Below are 17095 nucleotides of genomic sequence, written 5' to 3' on the forward strand. Positions count from 1 at the left end.
CGGCCTTTGCACGAAGAGAACGTTGTATGCCTTGTGCCACCTTAGCTCCCTCTACTTGCCATCAGGCGGGCATGGGAAAGATCGTTCTGGCCAGTGGGCCCGACTCGATCACCACCGTCCTCGGCTCCTGCGTCGGAGTCGCCATCTATCATCCGCGCACGCATCACGCCATGCTCGCGCATGTGGTGTTGCCGGCCAGCAGCGGGCGGGCGTCGCTCCCCGGCAAATTTGCTGATACTGCAATTCCCGACATGTTGCAACAACTGGCCAGCCTCGGCATCTGCGACAACTCGCTGATCGTCAAACTGGCCGGCGGTTCCAACATGTTCGGGCTCCCGGCCGGTCCCATGCAGGTCGGCGAATCGAACCTGGTTGCTGTCGAGGCAGCCCTCACCAAAGCCAAACTCCGTGTCGCGAGTCGACATGTCGGCGGCAACAAGGGTCGCCGCGTCACGTTCGATTGCCAGACCGGCGTCTATCGCATTGAAGTCGTCGGTGCGGAAGTCGTCATCCTGTAACCACCTCGAAACAACCAGAACTCAGCGACTCGAATCTGTCAGGAATTGAACTATGACCAAGCGACTCCTCGTTACCGACGATGCAATAATCATCCGCGAAATGATCAAAGATACCGCCTCGCGTGCCGGTTGGGAAATCGTCGGCGAAGCTTGCAACGGCCAGCAAGCCTTCGAAAAGTTCCGCGAATTAAAACCGGACGCAATGACCCTCGACCTGGTCATGCCGGAGTTCGACGGCCTGCATGCCCTGCGTTCCATCTTGGGCGAAGATCCCTCCGCCAAGATTGTCGTCGTCAGCGCGCTCGATCAGAAGACCATCTTAAAGGAAGCCTTCAAACTGGGTGCTGCCGACTTCGTCGTGAAACCGTTTGACCATGGCCAACTGGTGGCCACGCTCAATCGAGTGACCGGCGTTTGCTAGGCCGCTGGTGGAATTGGAAATTTCCACTATCCACCATCACTTCGAAAAGTTTCCCGTATTGCGCAACGCCAATTCCGCCAAGCATATACGCTCCAGAGGAACGCCCTAAGTCCTTACCGCATGATGGAAACGTCGTAAATCGATTTCCATTATTCCGTCCTGTAGATTCTGAATAAGCTTCGCGCAGTGGCTGCAACGCCTCGTGGAAATTTCCACAATCCATCTGAATAAGCTTCGCGCAGTGGCTGCAACGCCACGTGGAAATTTCCACAATCCAATCGAACTCGCAAGATTTCCGGTATCGCGCAACTATCTGCCTGGCCGCAAGTTGTAGCGATCCGAATCGCCGTAAATCCTTACGGAACGAGGGAAACTTGCCAATTCAATTTCCATAATTGAGCGAACTCATCATCGCGTCACTTGCCACAAACTGCGCGATAAATACCGCGCAAGTTCCATCCACGTTCTACCAAATTGCCAACGCGCACCAACAAATTCGATGCGCAGTCGTTGACTAGTCTGGTCCGCGGTAAAAAGTTTCTCGGCGACTATTGTTGGCGCGCGATTCGCTTAGCGTAACCGGCTCGGACTACTTCTTCGTCGCGCCGGGCTGACTGGCAGCCTGATACTTTTTCAGCGTGGCGGCGAGCGAGGCGTCTTTCTCGCGTTCGGAGCCCTTGGCCATTTTGATCGCCTGTTCCTGGGCGGCGACCGCTTCCTTGAAATTGCCAGAAGCAAAATGAGCGAGCGCAACCGATTCCAGAGCGACCGACTTGTTCGCGGCGGGCATTCCTTCAATGCCATCCAGCAATTTCACCAGTTGCGAAGTGGCTTGCAAGGCAAGCTTGCCGCTGGCGGCATCCACTTTGTCGATGGGTTGGTCTTCGTCGTCGGTCAGCAGGGCGTTGGCAATGCTGTAAAGGGCGTTGGGATCGTCCTTGGCCACTTCGTCGATCAGCTTTTTGCCGTAGGCAAGAGCCTTTTCCTTTTGATCGTCCTGAGCGAGCAGGGCATTGAACTTCAGCGCGCCATGTTCCTTTTCGAGCGCCGGCGTCTTGGCAAAGGCCGTATCGAGGACAGCCACAATCTGCTGTGGCTTGCCCGATTCCATCGCCTTTTCTAAAGCCTCATCGAGAGCCTTCGAGGCCTTGGTCGATTCGACTTCGTCTTTGAATGTCTTGGTCGCAGCTGCCAGGTCCCATTTGCCGGCGATGATCTTGGCCAGTGGTTCGTCGAGTTCCATCGGGTGCCCGATCCAGGCTACCTTGCCGTCACCATTCACAATGAACGAAGCGGGAATCCCTTCCTGATAGCTGGCTTCGAGCCAGGTGCGGGCCATGATGCCGGCTTCTTCACTCTTGGGATCTTTCGCATCGATGGCGACGCGATACTCCATCTTCTTCCCCATTTGCTTGACGAATTCCTTCACGTCGTCGTCGGCATCTTCCATCACATCGACGCCGATGATCACCGCCTCTTTGTGCCTGGCCTGCAACTCGGTTACGTGCGGAATGCTCTTGATGCACGGCCCGCACCACGTGGCCCAAAACTCGAGCACATAGACCTTCCCCTTGGCAAACTCCTTGACGGGCTCACCTTTCACAAACTCCTTGAGCGCTAGTGGCGGGGCCGGATCGCCGACGAGCAGTTCCTTCTTCGGTGCGTCGGCAGCTGCTGCCACGAGCGACAGCAAAGGAAGAGAAAGGAGCGTGATGGCTAGTGTGCGTAACATGAACAGCCTCCGTGTGGGTCGTGAATTACAGCGATGATGTCTATCAACCTAGAACACGGGCAACATCGCGGGCAAGGGTACTGGCAGCCGGCGAGCCGCCTGGACAAATCCCCACTTAGCCCGACGCGTCAGCGAGGGAGCTATTTCGTTTGAAGTTTAATGTCGCTTCGGATGGCCAACGAGTGCAGCCTAAGTTCCAGCGTCCTTCGCAGCGGAAAGCTAACTTGCCAATACCCTCGCTGACGCGTCAGGCTATGTAAAAGGCAAGCTAAGTCGTGGGATCGGCCGGCAGCGCTTCGTCTGCTGAGGTCTCTGGTTGCTCCGGCATCGGCTTGGCTGTGGGGGGGAGCAGGATCTCCAAGACAGCCGCGCTGCCAAAGAGTTCGTTGCGGATGCGGTCGCGCTCGCGGTCGATCTGTTCGGGACCGGCACCCATTTGCCGCAGGATGAACTCCGTCATCGACATGGCGACTTCCCCCTCGCCGGTAAAGACGACGTCGGCACCGGCGCGGGTCAGAGAGGGAATCTCGCGCAGGTAACTAGCCCGGGCGAAAACGCGAATCTTGGGATTGCACTCGCGGGCGAGGCGAATCACTTCCTGACTATTGCGCAGCCCCGAGGCACTGAGGATAAAGACATCGGCCTGCGAGGTGCCCGCTTCGAGCTGCGTTTCTTTGTGGGCTGAGTCGCCATAGACGGCGCGCATGCCATCTTCGCGCAATTGGCGGACGGTCGTCAGGTTCATTTCGATGACGGTCGGCTCGATGCCATTCTCTTGCAGCAGTCGGCAGAGCGTGCGACCAACGGGCCCGTAGCCAATCACCACTGCCTGGCCATGATCGTGCTTTTCCGGATGTTCGTCATCCGGTGCTTGCTGGGTCGATTCGACGTGCGAGTTGCCGTTGATCAGCTTCCAGAGTCGCGGGGACTTTTTGGCTCGCTCTTCGAGGTAATCGGTCAATCGGTAAAGAATCGGGTTAATGCTGATCGAAACGATGGCGGCAGCAATGAGGGCGTTGTATTGCTGCGAAGTGAACACGTTCAGGCTCATGCCAACGCCGGCCAGGATGAACGAGAATTCGCCGATTTGCGCCAGGGCGACGGCGACGGAAAGGCCAATTCGTAGCGGATAGCGCAGCAGAATGACAATTGCCAGGGCGGCCAGCGGTTTGCCCAACAGCACGATGCCCAAGGTAGCGGCAATCAGCCCTGGCGACGTGATCAGCTGATTGGGGTCAAACAGCATACCGACGGAAACAAAGAACAACACGGCAAACGCATCGCGCATGGGAAGGGCTTCGCTGGCTGCCCGGGAACTGAAGTCGGAGCGACCGACGACCATTCCGGCCAGGAACGCGCCGAGAGCCATCGAGACGTCAAAAACTTTGGCAGCCCCCACCGCGATGCCGAGCGCTACGACCAGCACCGTCAGTGTGAAGAGTTCGCGCGAACGAGTTTGCGCAATCCGCGCCAGGAACCAGGGGATCGCCTTGCCTCCGACAAACATCACGAAGGCGACGAGCAGCCCGATTTTGATCACGGCAATCAAGATGGCCAGGCCTATATCGGCCAAGGAACTATTGGCCGAGCCGAACAGCACGGGCATGAGCACCAGGACCAGCACGGTAAACAGGTCTTCGACCACCAGCCAGCCGACCGCGATATGACCGGTCGGAGTGTGCAGGTCGTTGTTATCGGAGAGGACGCGCAGCAGCACGACAGTACTGGCGACGGAGATCGCCATGCCAAAGACGAGTCCCGACGATACAGTCCAACCGAAAAAGTAGGCGACGACCACTCCTAAGCCCGTAGCAATCAGGCTTTGCCCAACCGCACCGGGCACGGCCACGCGGCGCACGGCCAGCAGCTCTTTGAAGTGGAAGTGGAGTCCGACCCCAAACATCAGCAGGATGACGCCGATTTCGGCCATCTGCTGGGCAAGCTCGACGTTGGCTTCGACGCCGGGGGTATAAGGACCAACCGCAATGCCAGCTAATAAGTAGCCAACAATCGGCGAGAGCCCCACGCGATGCGTGATGTACCCCATGAACAGCGCCGCGGCGAGACCGCTGGTCAGCGTGATGATGAGTTCGAGGTGGTCGGAATGCGCAGCGGGAGAGGCGGCCAGCAGGCTCGTTGCGAACGTCGAAAGTGTGTCGAGCGAGTGCATGGGCCCATCTTACAAAACGAGCCTCGCTTTGGGCGGCGAGAGCCTGTAAATCGGGCCGAAAATGGCCGTATTTCTGAAATACTCACGAGATCGACGACAGACCGATGTATTACCGAAATCGATGCGATCCCAAGGCGTGGCATTTGGGCCGGAAACCGGTGTCCCGGCAGATTCTTTCCCTTCACGGGCACCCAATGCTTTGGTGGAAAGCAACGGAGGAGCAGCGCCGGCGTCACCAGGAACAGGAAAAACAGATTTTTCCGCAAAAGCATCGAGTACCGGCAGTTGAGAGCGCAGTCCTGGCCTATTCTTCTCCGTGTTCACAGCTGCTGGCGAGGCTGAACGATCACCAGAATTCGCGTCTCGTCCGGCTGAAACAGCCAATCGCTACGACTCCGTTCAGCGGTACACCTTCGCGGTTTACCGCAGGACAAGTCCCGCAGGCGGTACCGTTTATCAGATGCGTCAGGTCCAGCGAACGGCCAAACTTTCGGCAATCCGCGTGACAGACGCCCGACTTGTCTTTTTTCCAAGCTATATTGGTGGTCTGAGCCGCCTCGTGCTTCAGGGGATGCTACGTTTTGGGCGTAGTGGCCTGCTAGGCTTTCAAGTCATTGGTTTCACCCGCACCTCTCCGCGGGACCACGACTTGGGGCCAACCGGATACAGCAGGCAGTCGCACCCACCTGAGTAGCACGAGGCCCCACCCAATGCTCATGCGACACGTTCACCCAAAACTTCAGTTTACCTACATGATGCCGTACGGCGCCATTCTTCATGAGAATGGCGTGCAGTTCGTCGTCTATAGCCGCAGCGCGCAAGCCATGCGGTTGTTGTTGTACGACGGAGTCGACGATCGGGAACCAACCGAAATCATCGACTTCGAACGGGACACCGACCGCTGGGGCGATATCTGGAGCATTTTTGTTCCAGGTCTGAGCGCTGGCCAGCTCTATCACTTCCAAGCCGACGGACCTTTCGATCCGTCGCAAGGGCATCGCTTTAACGGGCGCGCTCGGCTGATCGATCCCTATGCCAAGGCTCTCGCGGGCAATTTCCAACTGAGTGAAGACGGCATCGTGCGACCACCCAAGTGCGTGGTTGTCGACGACTTCTTCGATTGGGAAGGAGATCGCCACCTGCGCCGTCCGATCAGCGAAACGATCATTTACGAAACGCACGTGGCCGGGTTCACCAAAGACCCGAGCAGCCAGGTGAAGAAGCCGGGCACTTATGCTGGCCTGATCGAAAAGATTCCGTACCTCAAATCGCTCGGCATCACAGCCGTCGAGTTGATGCCGATCCATGAGTTTCCCATCGGGGGCATTTATGGGCAAAAGCAGGAACGAGAAAATTACTGGGGCTATGACTCGATGGCGTTCTTCTCGCCCCATCGAGGCTATGCCCACAACACCGAGCCCGGCGGCCAGGTCGCCGAGTTCAAGCAGATGGTGAAGGCCCTGCATGCAGCTGGCATGGAAGTGATTCTCGATGTCGTGTTCAATCACACGGCCGAAGGCAATGAAATGGGCCCCACGCTCAGCTTCAAAGGCCTGGAGAACAAGACTTACTACATGCTCGCTAATGGCGGCAGCCATTACATGAACTACTCGGGTTGCGGTAACACCGTGAACGGGAATCATCCCGTCGTCCGAGAGATGATTTTCCACTGCCTGCGGCATTGGGTTCACAACTACCACATCGATGGCTTCCGCTTCGATCTGGCGTCGATCCTCAGCCGCGACCGGAACGGGCACCTGGTTCCCAATCCGCCACTCGTTGAGGCAATCTCCGAAGATCCGCTCCTCGCGGATACCAAGATCATTGCCGAAGCGTGGGACGCGGCCGGTGCCTATCAAGTTGGTTCGTTCGGCGATCTGCGCTGGGCAGAGTGGAACGGTCGCTATCGCGACGATGTTCGCCGCTTTTGGCGCGGCGACAAAGGCGTGCTCGGTTCGTTCGTCACGCGACTGGCCGGTTCGAGCGACTTGTACGGTCACTCGGGACGTGCCCCGCATGCGAGCATCAACTTCATTACTTCGCACGACGGTTTCACCATGAACGACATGGTGAGCTATCGCGACAAACACAACGAAGCGAATGGTGAAGGAAATCGCGACGGCGATAACAATAACTACAGCGACAACTACGGTGTCGAAGGGCCTACGACCCGGCCGGAAATCGAAAATCTGCGAGTTCGGCAGATCAAGAATTTCCTCAGCACCCTGCTGATGAGCCAAGGCGTGCCGATGCTGGTGATGGGTGATGAATGCCGCCGCACGCAGCGGGGGAATAACAACGCCTATTGCCAGGACAACAACATCAGCTGGTTCGACTGGAGCAAGGTCAACCAACATAAGGACCTGCTACGGTTCTCGCAAGGGTTGATCAAGTTCCGGCGCGTGCAACCGACTGTACGTCGCGAGACGTTCCTCTCCGGCCAGGCGCCGGTCGACGGAGCGCTCCCTGACGTCAGCTGGTACAGCGCCCTCGGAACAGCTGTCGATTGGCATGGTGAAGACAACACGCTCATCTGCCTGCTCAAGGCGGAAGACCTGGTCGAGAAACATCCCGAAGCTCGCGATGTCCTCATCCTGATCAACGCCACCAGCGAACCGCGGGAGTTCATCCTGCCGCCGGTCGCGAAGGGAACCAAGTGGCGGCTGTTCATCGACACTGCCGCAGCCACTCCCTATGACATCTACCCCGACTTCGATGGTCCTCCACCTCCTCGATCGCGGAGACTTACGCTGTCGTATCGTTCCACCTGCGTCTTCGTTGCAGAAGACCCACCGCGGCTCCCCTAAGCCGCTGATTGTCACCGCTGGGAGGATAGCCACTTGTAGCTAGATCCCGGCCCGTCGAGCAGCAGTCACCACCGCGAGTTTGGGTTCGTCGCCCCCACTCGCGCCAGCACTCCTCGCTCGAATCAACTCCCGCGTGCGATCTGCCTCCGCACACCAAAAGCCCTCTCCGGCCGAGAGGGCTTTTTTTGTTGATCGATGAGCCTGCTTGATAGTTCTCATTTGCAATAGGAATGCTTACACTTTGGCATTCACTTCTAGCTGCCCCAATCCTCGGCGACCCAAACGTGCAGCCCAATATTGCCAGCTCTGACCGTCATTGGTTCATCGTCTCGCGGTGGCAAGAGTTCTCCGGCGAAGCGCGGGCGAACATGTTGCGAGTCCTCGCGATTATCGTGTTTTATGCAATTCAACTCATTCAGCGGCCGGGGACAGCGCATGGCACCTCGCTGGAGTTCCATCGCCAGGTAACTTTCATCGCCGTCGCCTGGTCGCTGATCGCGCTAGCAGTGCTTTTGTGTCTGCAGCGGCGCATCTTCCCGGCAATCTTGAAGTATGTGGTCACCACGTTCGATGTGGCGCTCCTCACCATCCTGGCCATGCTCGCAGGCGGACCTTCCTCGCCGGTGACGAATGTTTACTATCTCATTCTGGCCCTGGCAGCGCTCCGCGCGAGCGTCGGAATGACGTGGTACACCACCATCGCCTGCCTGCTCGGCTACTTGACGCTCGTGGCGGAGGCCGATCCGGTGTGGTTCGATGCCGAACATGCCACACCGATCGTGAATCAACTGATGATGCTCGCCTGTCTGGCAATCACGGGCATCGTGATTGGGCAGGTCGTTCGCCAACAGCGCAGCCTGGCGGTCGCATATGCCGAGCGCCAAGCGGTGGGAGTGGCGAAATGAGCAATGCTCTTCCAGTCCACCAAGCGCCACACTGCCCAGAGTGTGGTGCCGAAGTACAAGGATTCGGCGATTGTTGGCTCTGCCACCGTCGCAACGCAAACCTGCAAGGCGTGCAACCTCCGCCGATTGCTTATCAATCCCCCGCAGCACCGCAAAACAACAGCGTGTATTACACGCTCAAGGGGCTGTCGATCGCCGCGTTCTTGATGGTCGCCCTAATCGGCCTCGGGCTGCTAAATAGCGATACGTCGTTCGGCATCCTGTTCTGGATTGTCGTCCTTCCGGCCCTTGTCTCCATGGCGGTCGTGGCCTGCCAGTTCAATCCGGCCCAGCGTGCCGCACCCGGTGCGATGAACGTAATTGCTAAAGTCGTTATGGCCATCGGCCTCACGCTGGGGATGATCGTGGTTTGTGTGACAGTCGCCGTGGGAGCCCTGTTCATTATCTGCACCAGTATGATGTAACGCGTCGCGAGCAGAGTGTCGCCCGGAACGACGCCCATGAACCAACCCCAATTCTCCACCAAGCCCCTATTACAGTGCCCCGAATGTGGCGCCGAAATCGACGGCGTGGGAACTTGCTGGCTGTGCAATGCACACGTGACCGAACCTCGACTGCTGAGTGCGGCAAAGTTCGCGAGTGAAGGAACCTCGCCATTCGCACCCACCGCCAATCGGCGACAGCAGCAATGGCTAATTGCCATTGCGGCGTTTGTCATGGCGACCTTGGTCGGAATTGGTACGTATGTTTATGAACCAATCCTCGGTGTGCTTTATTTGATTGTGGTCACCCCGGCGATGGTGGCTGTGGCCGTGTCGATCCTCACTTATCGCGAGTCGCCACATTCCAGCAATTCGCTCCTCGCCCGCGTGGTCGCGGTGCTGGCCACGTTTTTGGCAACTGTCGTCATAATTCTGGCGATTGGTGCCATCCTGATTGTCGTGGCCATCATCGCTTTGGTCGTCCTGTGCTTTCGTCTGATTGGCGGAAACTAACTCTTAACTGACTGACTCGCTCATGCCTGCTCATCGCGATTACACCTTTCTCGGCACCACGCAAAGCCTTTGTCCCGAATGCCTGGGACTGGTGCCAACGAAGATCATCACCCGCGGAAAGCGCGTCTACTTTCGCAAAACCTGTCCCACGCATGGACTGCGCGAGGACTTCGTTTGCAGCGATGTCGCCTATTACGATCGGCACGAATTCAGTGTGCCGGCAAAGTTGCCCGAGGTGGTCGGCGTCGAACCCGATAAGGGCTGTCCCTTCGATTGCGGACTGTGCACCGAACACGAACAGCACACGTGTGTCGGCCTCGTCGAAATCACCGGCAATTGCAATCTCACTTGCCCGATGTGCTACGCCAGTAGTGCTCCGGGAGGCAAGCACCTCTCGTTTGCGCAAGTGACTGCAGCCATCGACCGCTTAGTGCAAGTCGAAGGTCGCGCCGAGGTCTTGCAACTCTCGGGTGGTGAACCCACCGTTCATCCCGAGTTCGAGCGCATTGTCGAATACGCACTCGCTCAACCAATCGATTATGTGCAGATCAACACCAACGGCATTCGTCTGGCCAGCGATCCGGAACTCGTCAAGCGTTTGGCGGAGCATCGCGACCGGCTGGAGATCTTTTTGCAGTTCGACGGCTTGAACGACAGCGTGTACGAACAATTGCGCGGCGAACCGCTCCTCGCCCTGAAATTGCGCGCGGTAGAGATCCTCGGCGAGCACGATCTGCACATCACGCTGGCCGCCACGTTGCAAGCGGGTGTGAACGACGACCAGTGGGGACCGATTGTCGAGTTCGCATTAGCCCATCCGTGGATCACGGGCTTGAACCTGCAGCCCGCAACTTATTCCGGCCGCTATTACCTGCCTGCCGAGATTGAGCGACGGATCACGTTCCCCCAAGTTATTGAAGAACTCAGCGAACAAACCGGCGGACTATTGCAGCCCAACGATTTCATGCCCCTGCCGTGCGCGCATCCCAATTGTCATAGCCTGGCGATGATTTTCCGCTCGGAATCGGCCGGCAATATTCCCGTGAATCGCTTTTTCGACGTGAAGCAGAATTACGACCTGCTGGCCAACGGAATTAGCTTTACGCGGGCCAAGTCGCGCGAACTGGCAATGCAGTATTTGTCGCGCCAATCGTGCTGCGCGGGAGGTTGTGCTCCGGCGACAGAAGAAAGGACTAGTGGCCTGCCGATGTTCGGCAGTTCACCCGAGCCTCAACTTGATGCCGACATGCTGAAAAACCTGTCGCCAGCCGCGCTGGAGTTTTTTGGTCGCGTGCTGAATGAACAAATGGGAGCCCGCGATTTGTTTCGCATCACGATCACTTCGTTTCTGGATGCCTACAATTTTGATGTCCGCCGCGTGATGAAGTGCTGCACGCATCATGTGCTGCCGAGCGGCCACGTGATTCCGTTCTGTGCCTACAACGTCCTCTATCGTCCCGGGCACGTGGCGCTGCCGCCTCTCACGATTCAGCAACTGGTGCGTACCCCCTGATGCCACCGAACCTGGCCTATTCAGCGATGATGTTGCTGTCACTCTTGGTTGGGGCAATCCTGCTGCGCCGTTGGCAGTCGGGCCTGTCACTCCTGTGGTGGCAAAAACTGGGCATTGGCTTCGGTGCCTTCTGCGGCGCATTCCTCGGAGCCAAGCTGCCGTTCGCCCTGTACGATTGGGCGAATACGAACGTCGCGAATCCCTGGCTTGGCGACGGCAAGACCATCATGTTCGGCGTCGTTGGCGGCTACCTGGGCGTGGAAGTCGCCAAGTGGTCGCTCGAAATCCGCCAGCGCACCGGCGACTCGTACGCGGTGCCGGTGGCCGTGGCCGTCGCCCTTGGTCGCCTGGCTTGTTTCATTGGGGGTTGCTGTTTTGGCACGCCAACGACCTTGCCCTGGGGCGTGGTCTTCACTGCGCAAGGCCCCCTGCCGCGCCATCCCACGCAGCTCTACGAGTTCGCGTTTCACATCACGGCTGCGGCGCTCCTCTGGTATTTTCATTCGCGAGGTTGGTTTCGCTATCAACTCATCAAGCTCTATATCCTCAGCTATCTCGTCTTCCGTTTTGTCACCGAGTTCATTCGCCCCGAACCCGAGTTCTACGGCCTCTCGGCTTATCAATGGATCGCGCTGGCCCTCTTTCCGATCTTCATCGGCCTGTGGGTGCAGACGGATTGGCAAGTGCGCAAAGAGAATGTGCTATCGAATGTGACCGAAAAGCCGCCGCATGGAGCGTGAAGAGTACGACCAATTGAATTGCAATCGCCAGCGAACTCACCGATACTGAATGGGCTAAAGTTACTCACCTTCCTTTCCCTTCCCACCTCCGCACGGCCAGCCAATGGATGCCCTGTTGTCAGCGATGAATAACTGCTGCCGTCAGCTGCCAATCGCTGCGATTGTGATGCTGAAAATTGCGGCGGCTTTGGTGGGCATGGCGTCACCCGCTCAGGCAACGGAAGGCCAGGTGAACGTAGCCCCGTCGTTCAATCGCGACGTGATGGCGGTCCTCTCGCGGTCGGGTTGCAACATGGGAGCTTGCCACGGCAATCTAAACGGCAAGGGTGGCCTCAAGCTATCGTTGCGAGGCGAAGATCCCGCGCTCGATCACCGCACGCTGGTGCGCGAACTCGAACAGCGCCGCGTCAACCTGCACGATCCGGCCGTAAGCCTGCTGTTGCAAAAGCCAGCCGGGCAAGTGGTGCATCAGGGGGGCCTGCGTTTCAGCTCGCACTCGCACGAATACCAGGTGATTCACGATTGGATTGCCGCCGGTGCGCCCGGACCAAAGTCCAAAGAGGCGAAGCTGGTAAAGTTGGAAGTCGAGCCCAGCGAAACGGTCGTAGTTGCGCCGCAAGAGAAGCTACAGCTTGAAGTCACCGCTGTCTTTGCCGATGGCAAACGCCGCGATGTCCGAAATCTGGCCGTGTATGAACTGACCGACAACCTGGCAGAAGTAAATAGCGACGGACTCGTGCAACGGTTATCGCTCGGCGAGACGACAATCCTCGTTCGCTATCTGAATCTGCAAACCCCGGTTCGCATTGCGTTTCTTCCTTCGTCTCCCGCCATCACCTGGCAAGCTCCGTTGCCAGAAAACCGCATCGACGAGCATGTCTTCGCCCGACTCAAGACGCTGCAACTTGCACCGTCGCAACCCTGCGATGACGCAACGTATTTGCGCCGTGCATATCTCGATTTGCTCGGCATTTTGCCAACCCCAGCAGAGGGTCAGGTATTTCTCGCCGATCAGTCCCCCGACAAGCGCGAGCAGTTGATTGACCGGTTGCTAACGCGGCCCGAATTTGCCGAGCAATGGGCGCTCAAGTGGTCCGACTTGTTGCGCAACGAAGAAAAAGTGCTCGATATCAAGGGAGTCGATCTGTTTTACGAGTGGCTCCGCAAGTCGTTTGCGCACGGCCTGCCCCTGAGTGACTTGGTGCAGGAACTGGTGACCGCCGACGGTGGCACGTACGAGAATCCGCCCGCTAACTATTACCGGGCGATGCGAGATCCGTTTGTCCGCGGCGAGACCACCGCGAGGTTGTTTCTCGGCGTGCGACTGCAATGTGCCCGCTGCCACAATCATCCGTACGACACCTGGACTCAGGACGACTACTACAACTGGGCCGGCGTCTTCGCGCGGATCGACTATGAAATTCCCGATAACAAGCGCAAGGACAAATTCGACAAGAACGAATTCATTGGCCAGCAGATCGTCAAAATTAAGAGTGAAGGGGAAGTGAAAAATGCTCGCACCGGCAAAGACGCACGGCCGCAACTACTAGGCGCAAAGAAACCTGTCGACACGAAGAGCGAACGGCTCGATGCCTTGGGCGAATGGCTGACATCGGCAGACAACAAGCGATTTGCTGAGAATCAGGCCAATCTGGTGTGGTATCACTTGCTCGGTCGCGGTCTGGTGGAACCGATCGACGATTTCCGGGCCACTAACCCCGCCGTTCACCCTCAACTGCTCGATCAGTTGGCGAGCGACCTGATCGCGGCCGACTACGATCTTCGCTCCTTGATTCGGCAGATCATGAGCAGCCAGATTTATCAGCTGGCCAGTTCGCCCAATTTGAGCAACGGGCAGGACGTACGAAACTTCTCGCGCACGGTACCGCAGCGACTATCGGCCGAAAAGCTGCTCGATGCCTGGTGCCAGGTGCTAGACATGCCCATTGAGTACGCGGGCTATCCCCTGGGAACTCGCGCGGGTCAAATTCGCGGTGTTGAGCGAGTGCGTTCGCGCGAGAAGCCGCCAACCACGGCCGACCGTTTTCTCAAGACCTTCGGCAAGCCAGACCGGCTGCTCGCTTGCGAATGCGAACGCTCGGGCGAAACCACGCTCAAGCAGGCGTTCGTACTGCTGGGCGATGCGGGACTCGATGCGCTACTCTCCCAAGACGAAAACCGCCTGGCCAAGCTCGCGGCTTCCGATCGTAGCAACGAGCAAGTCGTGGCCGAGTTGTACTTCGTCGCACTCCTGCGGCAGCCTACGTCGGCCGAACTCGAAGCCGCCATGGAACTTCTTACTCAGCACGAGAAACGCCTCAACGGACTGCAAGATCTTGCCTGGGCTTTGCTGAATAGCAAAGAGTTCGTCTTCCGGCACTAAGCGCAATTAGCAAGCTGCCGGTTGTGTCTGACCAGCAAACGCAGCACGCTTTCGGCTGCAAATAGCCCGGCTGCCCAAACTGCCAGCAAGCTGAGAAGATGAATCTCCAGCGAGGGAATCCATTCACGCGCGAAACCCCAAGTGCGAAACGCAAAGTTCACGTTCATCGCCGCCGGTGTGAGACAGCGCGAAAGAACAATCAGCAGCAGAATCGCGAGGTAGGCCTTCCACCAATCGCCCTGCAATCCCCCCAGCCGTCTCAAGCCCAGGATGCCCACTGTAGTTCCGCCCAGGTGAGTCAGGATCGATGTCGGGTAGAACTCGCCGCCGGTCGCGAGGCCGACGAGCCACATCGGCACGCCAAAGCCGAGCATGACGAGCCCCGTCGCCGTGATGGCTCGCGAAGCAAGCACCAGACCAAGGCCAACTGCCAGATCGGCCAGGTGACAGGCCCAGAGCAGGTTTTCGAGTCGACCATGCAGCTGTTGATAGAGCGCATGGATTAGAAAGAACGCAATCGCTGCCAGCCCAAGTGCGCGGAGGCGTTGAGAGTCGCTGTCTACATTCGTTTGCGTCATCGTGGCAGGCGATGATCGCAAAGGTGGAGATGCGGTTTGCATTGGCAGGCGTTTCCCAAACCTACGGACAAACCGAACTACCGCCGGAACTGCCACCCGAACTGCCGGAATCGGTGGATTCGCCGGACGAACTGCCCCCCGACGATGAGCTGCCGGACGAACCGCTCGAGTCGCCCGAACCGCTGCTGCCCGACGATGAGCCGCTGGCACTGCCGAAGCTGCCCACCAGACTGCTCGGATTGCCGACGTTCGACGCGACTTGCGTCATCTGCGATTTGCTGGCCGAACCGAGTTGGCTAATGCTGCCGATCACTACCAGGGTGACCGCGCCGAGTACCACGGCAACTTGCACTGCAGTTGCTCCCCGTCGAAGCGTTGCTTTCAGTTTCATTTCAATCCCTCCACAAAACAAACGAGACACGGGACCGAGTTGTCCCGACTTCAGACCGTAGGTTTCTGCGGTAGGGCAAGATTGGGGACGACGCCCAGAAGTGGTCGTCCAGGACCTGAAAAAATCAATCGACGGACACTTCTGCCGATTACGTCAAAGTGCCAGGAAGTCTCGACAAATTGTCGCAGTGCAGCTCGGTACGCTTGCCGACAAAACTAGTTGGCGGCTGGCTCATGGCCATTTTCGTTTAACTCGCCAAAGCCACCTTCGACCAGTTGCGCCAAGGCTTCGACAGCTTCTTCGGCATCGGCTCCAGTGGCCTGCAATTGCAACTGTGTGCCGTTGCCGGCACCGAGGGTGAGCAGATCGAGAATGCTCTTGCCGTCGATGACCTGGTTCCCCTTGCGAATCTGCACTTTGCACTTGTAGGACATTGCCAACTTAACGAACAGATGCGCTGGCCGGGCGTGAAAGCCCTGCGTATTTGCGACAACCACCGTTCGCTGGGCAGACGTTTCAGACATAGCGCACGACGCCGAACTGGGGAAAAGGAACCAACTCAAACCACGAACGGGGCAGGCACGAAACAACGAAGAGATAAGACCTGCCGCTAACGAGAATCAACACACGGGGCGAACATCCATTCACCCGCCGCCAATAACTGCAGCTGGCGAGCCCGCCACAATCGCCAGCGAAAACCAGCTTCGGCCGCAAATGCCTTAGGTGGAGAACTGATTGTGATCGGCTTCGTCCAGCAGTTGACGAATGTCTTGCACCGACTGGGCCTGCTTGAGGAACCGACAGAAGGTGTCGTCGCGCAACTGGCGCGAGATGTTCTCGAGTGCTCGCAAATGGTCGCCGGGGCGATCGGGGGGAGAGACGAGCAGAAAGAACAGGTGGACCTTGTCGCCATCCAAGCTATTGAAGTCGACACCTTCGTGGCTCACGCCGACGGTACCCACCAGCTTTTCGACACTGGGGTGCTTGGTGTGAGGAACGGCGACGCCGCGGCCAATCCCGGTGCTGCCGAGCTCTTCGCGCTTAAGAATCGCTGCGATGATGCCTTCTTGATCGCCGGCCTTGATCGCGCCTGCCGCAGCGAGCGACTCGACCAGTTCGCGAATTACGTCGGGTTTGGCGGTGGCCGTTACGCTCGCTTTGATCGCATCGGTCTGAACAAAATCACTGAACTTCATAACCAGTTTCCTTGCAAGGATGGGGTCCAGCCACGCCAGCGAGTGCGGTGGTCTTAGTCCACAGAGCAGGTATTCCAAGGGGCAATTATTTGTTTGTTCTACGTTCGCTTTTGGTCCTAGGCCTATTCGGCCTCATCTTCAGCGATTTCGGGCAACGGAGCTTCCAGGTGCTTGTGACCCGTGGCCTTGTGATCCTTCAGTCGTTCTTTGAACTTGCGCACCTGAGCTTCGACCTTGTCGATCACTCCATCGAGTGCGGTCAGCACATTTTCGGCCTTCACGGTAGCCACGAACTCATCGTGATGCTCGGCGAGGATTTTGATTTCGACGCTAGGCTCGTCCCGATGCTCCAGATCGACCACGACTTGAATCGCCGTGATGCGGTCGAAGAGTCGGCGGATGGATTCAACCTTATCCGAAATCTTCTCCTGGGTGCCAGTACTCAGGTGGCCATGACGTGCCGAGATGTTGATCTGCACCGAAGATGTCTCCATAGGCATAAAGGGAAGCCCTCTAGTGTAGCTTCTGCTGTCCGCAGCAACAGGGCAGGGAAACCGCCCCCCACCATCCAGGGCAGGATTGCGCCCAGCCGTAAGGCCAGAGGCACCCACGGTTAATGTACCTCTCCTTCTGGCTGGCAGGCTAGAGCCAGAGCCGGCAGTCATCCGTCCCGGATCGGTCTGTTCTAGGCCCACAACCGGCAATTGTCACAACCGGGAGAATCCATCCATATTGGCTGCCGCGCA

General features: G+C 58.0%; 17 protein-coding genes. 9 read left to right on the forward strand and 8 right to left on the reverse strand.

What is annotated here, in order from left to right; all coding sequences use genetic code 11:
- Window positions 1–26: 26 nt before the first annotated feature.
- A complete protein-coding gene (locus tag ETAA8_RS27385) occupies window positions 27–518 on the forward strand; it encodes a chemotaxis protein CheD (protein WP_145096276.1) in 492 nt (163 codons plus the stop codon).
- A 52-nt stretch (window positions 519–570) separates the two neighbouring features.
- Window positions 571–939 (forward strand): response regulator, encoded by a 369-nt coding sequence (locus tag ETAA8_RS27390; RefSeq protein WP_145096279.1) that lies wholly within the window; start codon window positions 571–573, stop codon window positions 937–939.
- 589 nt (window positions 940–1528) lie between these two features.
- Here ETAA8_RS27390 and ETAA8_RS27395 read toward each other — a convergent pair.
- From ETAA8_RS27395 to ETAA8_RS27405, 3 genes are all read right to left on the reverse strand, one after another.
- Entirely contained in the window at window positions 1529–2671 is a 1143-nt protein-coding gene (locus ETAA8_RS27395) for a TlpA family protein disulfide reductase (RefSeq protein ID WP_145096282.1), read from the reverse strand.
- A 268-nt stretch (window positions 2672–2939) separates the two neighbouring features.
- The gene (locus ETAA8_RS27400; RefSeq protein ID WP_145096285.1) at window positions 2940–4841 is read right to left on the reverse strand and encodes a cation:proton antiporter; all 1902 of its coding nucleotides are present in this window, start codon (window positions 4839–4841) and stop codon (window positions 2940–2942) included.
- 9 nt (window positions 4842–4850) lie between these two features.
- Window positions 4851–5225, reverse strand: a complete 375-nt coding sequence (locus ETAA8_RS27405) for a hypothetical protein (RefSeq protein WP_145096288.1) — start codon at window positions 5223–5225, stop codon at window positions 4851–4853.
- A gap of 326 nt (window positions 5226–5551) precedes the next feature.
- Here ETAA8_RS27405 and glgX point away from each other — a divergent pair, with 326 nt between their 5' ends.
- The 7 genes from glgX (at window position 5552) to ETAA8_RS27440 (ending at window position 14184) form a co-directional block, all read left to right on the forward strand.
- Window positions 5552–7648, forward strand: a complete 2097-nt coding sequence (gene glgX / locus ETAA8_RS27410; RefSeq protein ID WP_145096291.1) for a glycogen debranching protein GlgX — start codon at window positions 5552–5554, stop codon at window positions 7646–7648.
- Between the two features lie 230 nt (window positions 7649–7878).
- A complete protein-coding gene (locus ETAA8_RS27415; RefSeq protein ID WP_145096294.1) occupies window positions 7879–8553 on the forward strand; it encodes a hypothetical protein in 675 nt (224 codons plus the stop codon).
- Window positions 8550–9017, forward strand: coding sequence for a hypothetical protein (locus tag ETAA8_RS27420; RefSeq protein WP_145096298.1), 468 nt, complete (start codon window positions 8550–8552; stop codon window positions 9015–9017). The genes ETAA8_RS27415 and ETAA8_RS27420 overlap by 4 nt, the downstream gene beginning before the upstream one ends.
- Before the next feature lie 36 nt (window positions 9018–9053).
- Window positions 9054–9548, forward strand: coding sequence for a hypothetical protein (locus ETAA8_RS27425; RefSeq protein ID WP_145096301.1), 495 nt, complete (start codon window positions 9054–9056; stop codon window positions 9546–9548).
- A 22-nt stretch (window positions 9549–9570) separates the two neighbouring features.
- Window positions 9571–11061, forward strand: coding sequence for a radical SAM protein (locus tag ETAA8_RS27430; RefSeq protein WP_145096304.1), 1491 nt, complete (start codon window positions 9571–9573; stop codon window positions 11059–11061).
- A complete protein-coding gene (locus tag ETAA8_RS27435; RefSeq protein WP_145096307.1) occupies window positions 11061–11801 on the forward strand; it encodes a prolipoprotein diacylglyceryl transferase in 741 nt (246 codons plus the stop codon). Before ETAA8_RS27430 ends, ETAA8_RS27435 begins: the two co-directional genes overlap by 1 nt.
- 124 nt (window positions 11802–11925) lie before the next feature.
- Entirely contained in the window at window positions 11926–14184 is a 2259-nt protein-coding gene (locus tag ETAA8_RS27440) for a DUF1549 and DUF1553 domain-containing protein (protein ID WP_202921301.1), read from the forward strand.
- Here the strand turns inward: ETAA8_RS27440 and ETAA8_RS27445 are convergent.
- From ETAA8_RS27445 to hpf, 5 genes are all read right to left on the reverse strand, one after another.
- Window positions 14181–14804: a hypothetical protein gene (locus tag ETAA8_RS27445; RefSeq protein ID WP_145096313.1), complete on the reverse strand. Its 624-nt coding sequence runs from the start codon at window positions 14802–14804 to the stop codon at window positions 14181–14183. The genes ETAA8_RS27440 and ETAA8_RS27445 overlap by 4 nt on opposite strands.
- A 19-nt stretch (window positions 14805–14823) precedes the next feature.
- A complete protein-coding gene (locus ETAA8_RS27450; RefSeq protein WP_145096316.1) occupies window positions 14824–15153 on the reverse strand; it encodes a Flp family type IVb pilin in 330 nt (109 codons plus the stop codon).
- Window positions 15154–15368: 215 nt separating this feature from the next.
- On the reverse strand, window positions 15369–15677 hold the full coding sequence (locus ETAA8_RS27455) for an HPr family phosphocarrier protein (RefSeq protein WP_145096319.1): 309 nt from the start codon (window positions 15675–15677) through the stop codon (window positions 15369–15371).
- A gap of 195 nt (window positions 15678–15872) precedes the next feature.
- Window positions 15873–16349, reverse strand: a complete 477-nt coding sequence (locus ETAA8_RS27460) for a PTS sugar transporter subunit IIA (RefSeq protein ID WP_145096322.1) — start codon at window positions 16347–16349, stop codon at window positions 15873–15875.
- Between the two features lie 122 nt (window positions 16350–16471).
- Window positions 16472–16849, reverse strand: coding sequence for a ribosome hibernation-promoting factor, HPF/YfiA family (hpf, locus tag ETAA8_RS27465; protein ID WP_238397585.1), 378 nt, complete (start codon window positions 16847–16849; stop codon window positions 16472–16474).
- Window positions 16850–17095 lie beyond the last annotated feature (246 nt).

This window comes from Anatilimnocola aggregata, from assembly GCF_007747655.1.
GTDB lineage: Bacteria > Planctomycetota > Planctomycetia > Pirellulales > Pirellulaceae > Anatilimnocola > Anatilimnocola aggregata.

Bases quoted from the DNA above. Each gene is read 5' to 3' on its own strand.
- ETAA8_RS27385 (WP_145096276.1), top strand. From the start codon at position 27: ATGCCTTGTGCCACCTTAGCTCCCTCTACTTGCCATCAGGCGGGCATG.
- ETAA8_RS27390 (WP_145096279.1), top strand. From the start codon at position 571: ATGACCAAGCGACTCCTCGTTACCGACGATGCAATAATCATCCGCGAA.
- ETAA8_RS27395 (WP_145096282.1), bottom strand. From the start codon at position 2,671: ATGTTACGCACACTAGCCATCACGCTCCTTTCTCTTCCTTTGCTGTCG.
- ETAA8_RS27400 (WP_145096285.1), bottom strand. From the start codon at position 4,841: ATGCACTCGCTCGACACACTTTCGACGTTCGCAACGAGCCTGCTGGCC.
- glgX (WP_145096291.1), top strand. From the start codon at position 5,552: ATGCTCATGCGACACGTTCACCCAAAACTTCAGTTTACCTACATGATG.
- ETAA8_RS27415 (WP_145096294.1), top strand. From the start codon at position 7,879: ATGCTTACACTTTGGCATTCACTTCTAGCTGCCCCAATCCTCGGCGAC.
- ETAA8_RS27420 (WP_145096298.1), top strand. From the start codon at position 8,550: ATGAGCAATGCTCTTCCAGTCCACCAAGCGCCACACTGCCCAGAGTGT.
- ETAA8_RS27425 (WP_145096301.1), top strand. From the start codon at position 9,054: ATGAACCAACCCCAATTCTCCACCAAGCCCCTATTACAGTGCCCCGAA.
- ETAA8_RS27430 (WP_145096304.1), top strand. From the start codon at position 9,571: ATGCCTGCTCATCGCGATTACACCTTTCTCGGCACCACGCAAAGCCTT.
- ETAA8_RS27435 (WP_145096307.1), top strand. From the start codon at position 11,061: ATGCCACCGAACCTGGCCTATTCAGCGATGATGTTGCTGTCACTCTTG.
- ETAA8_RS27440 (WP_202921301.1), top strand. From the start codon at position 11,926: ATGAATAACTGCTGCCGTCAGCTGCCAATCGCTGCGATTGTGATGCTG.
- ETAA8_RS27445 (WP_145096313.1), bottom strand. From the start codon at position 14,804: ATGCAAACCGCATCTCCACCTTTGCGATCATCGCCTGCCACGATGACG.
- ETAA8_RS27450 (WP_145096316.1), bottom strand. From the start codon at position 15,153: ATGAAACTGAAAGCAACGCTTCGACGGGGAGCAACTGCAGTGCAAGTT.
- ETAA8_RS27455 (WP_145096319.1), bottom strand. From the start codon at position 15,677: ATGTCTGAAACGTCTGCCCAGCGAACGGTGGTTGTCGCAAATACGCAG.
- ETAA8_RS27460 (WP_145096322.1), bottom strand. From the start codon at position 16,349: ATGAAGTTCAGTGATTTTGTTCAGACCGATGCGATCAAAGCGAGCGTA.
- hpf (WP_238397585.1), bottom strand. From the start codon at position 16,849: ATGCCTATGGAGACATCTTCGGTGCAGATCAACATCTCGGCACGTCAT.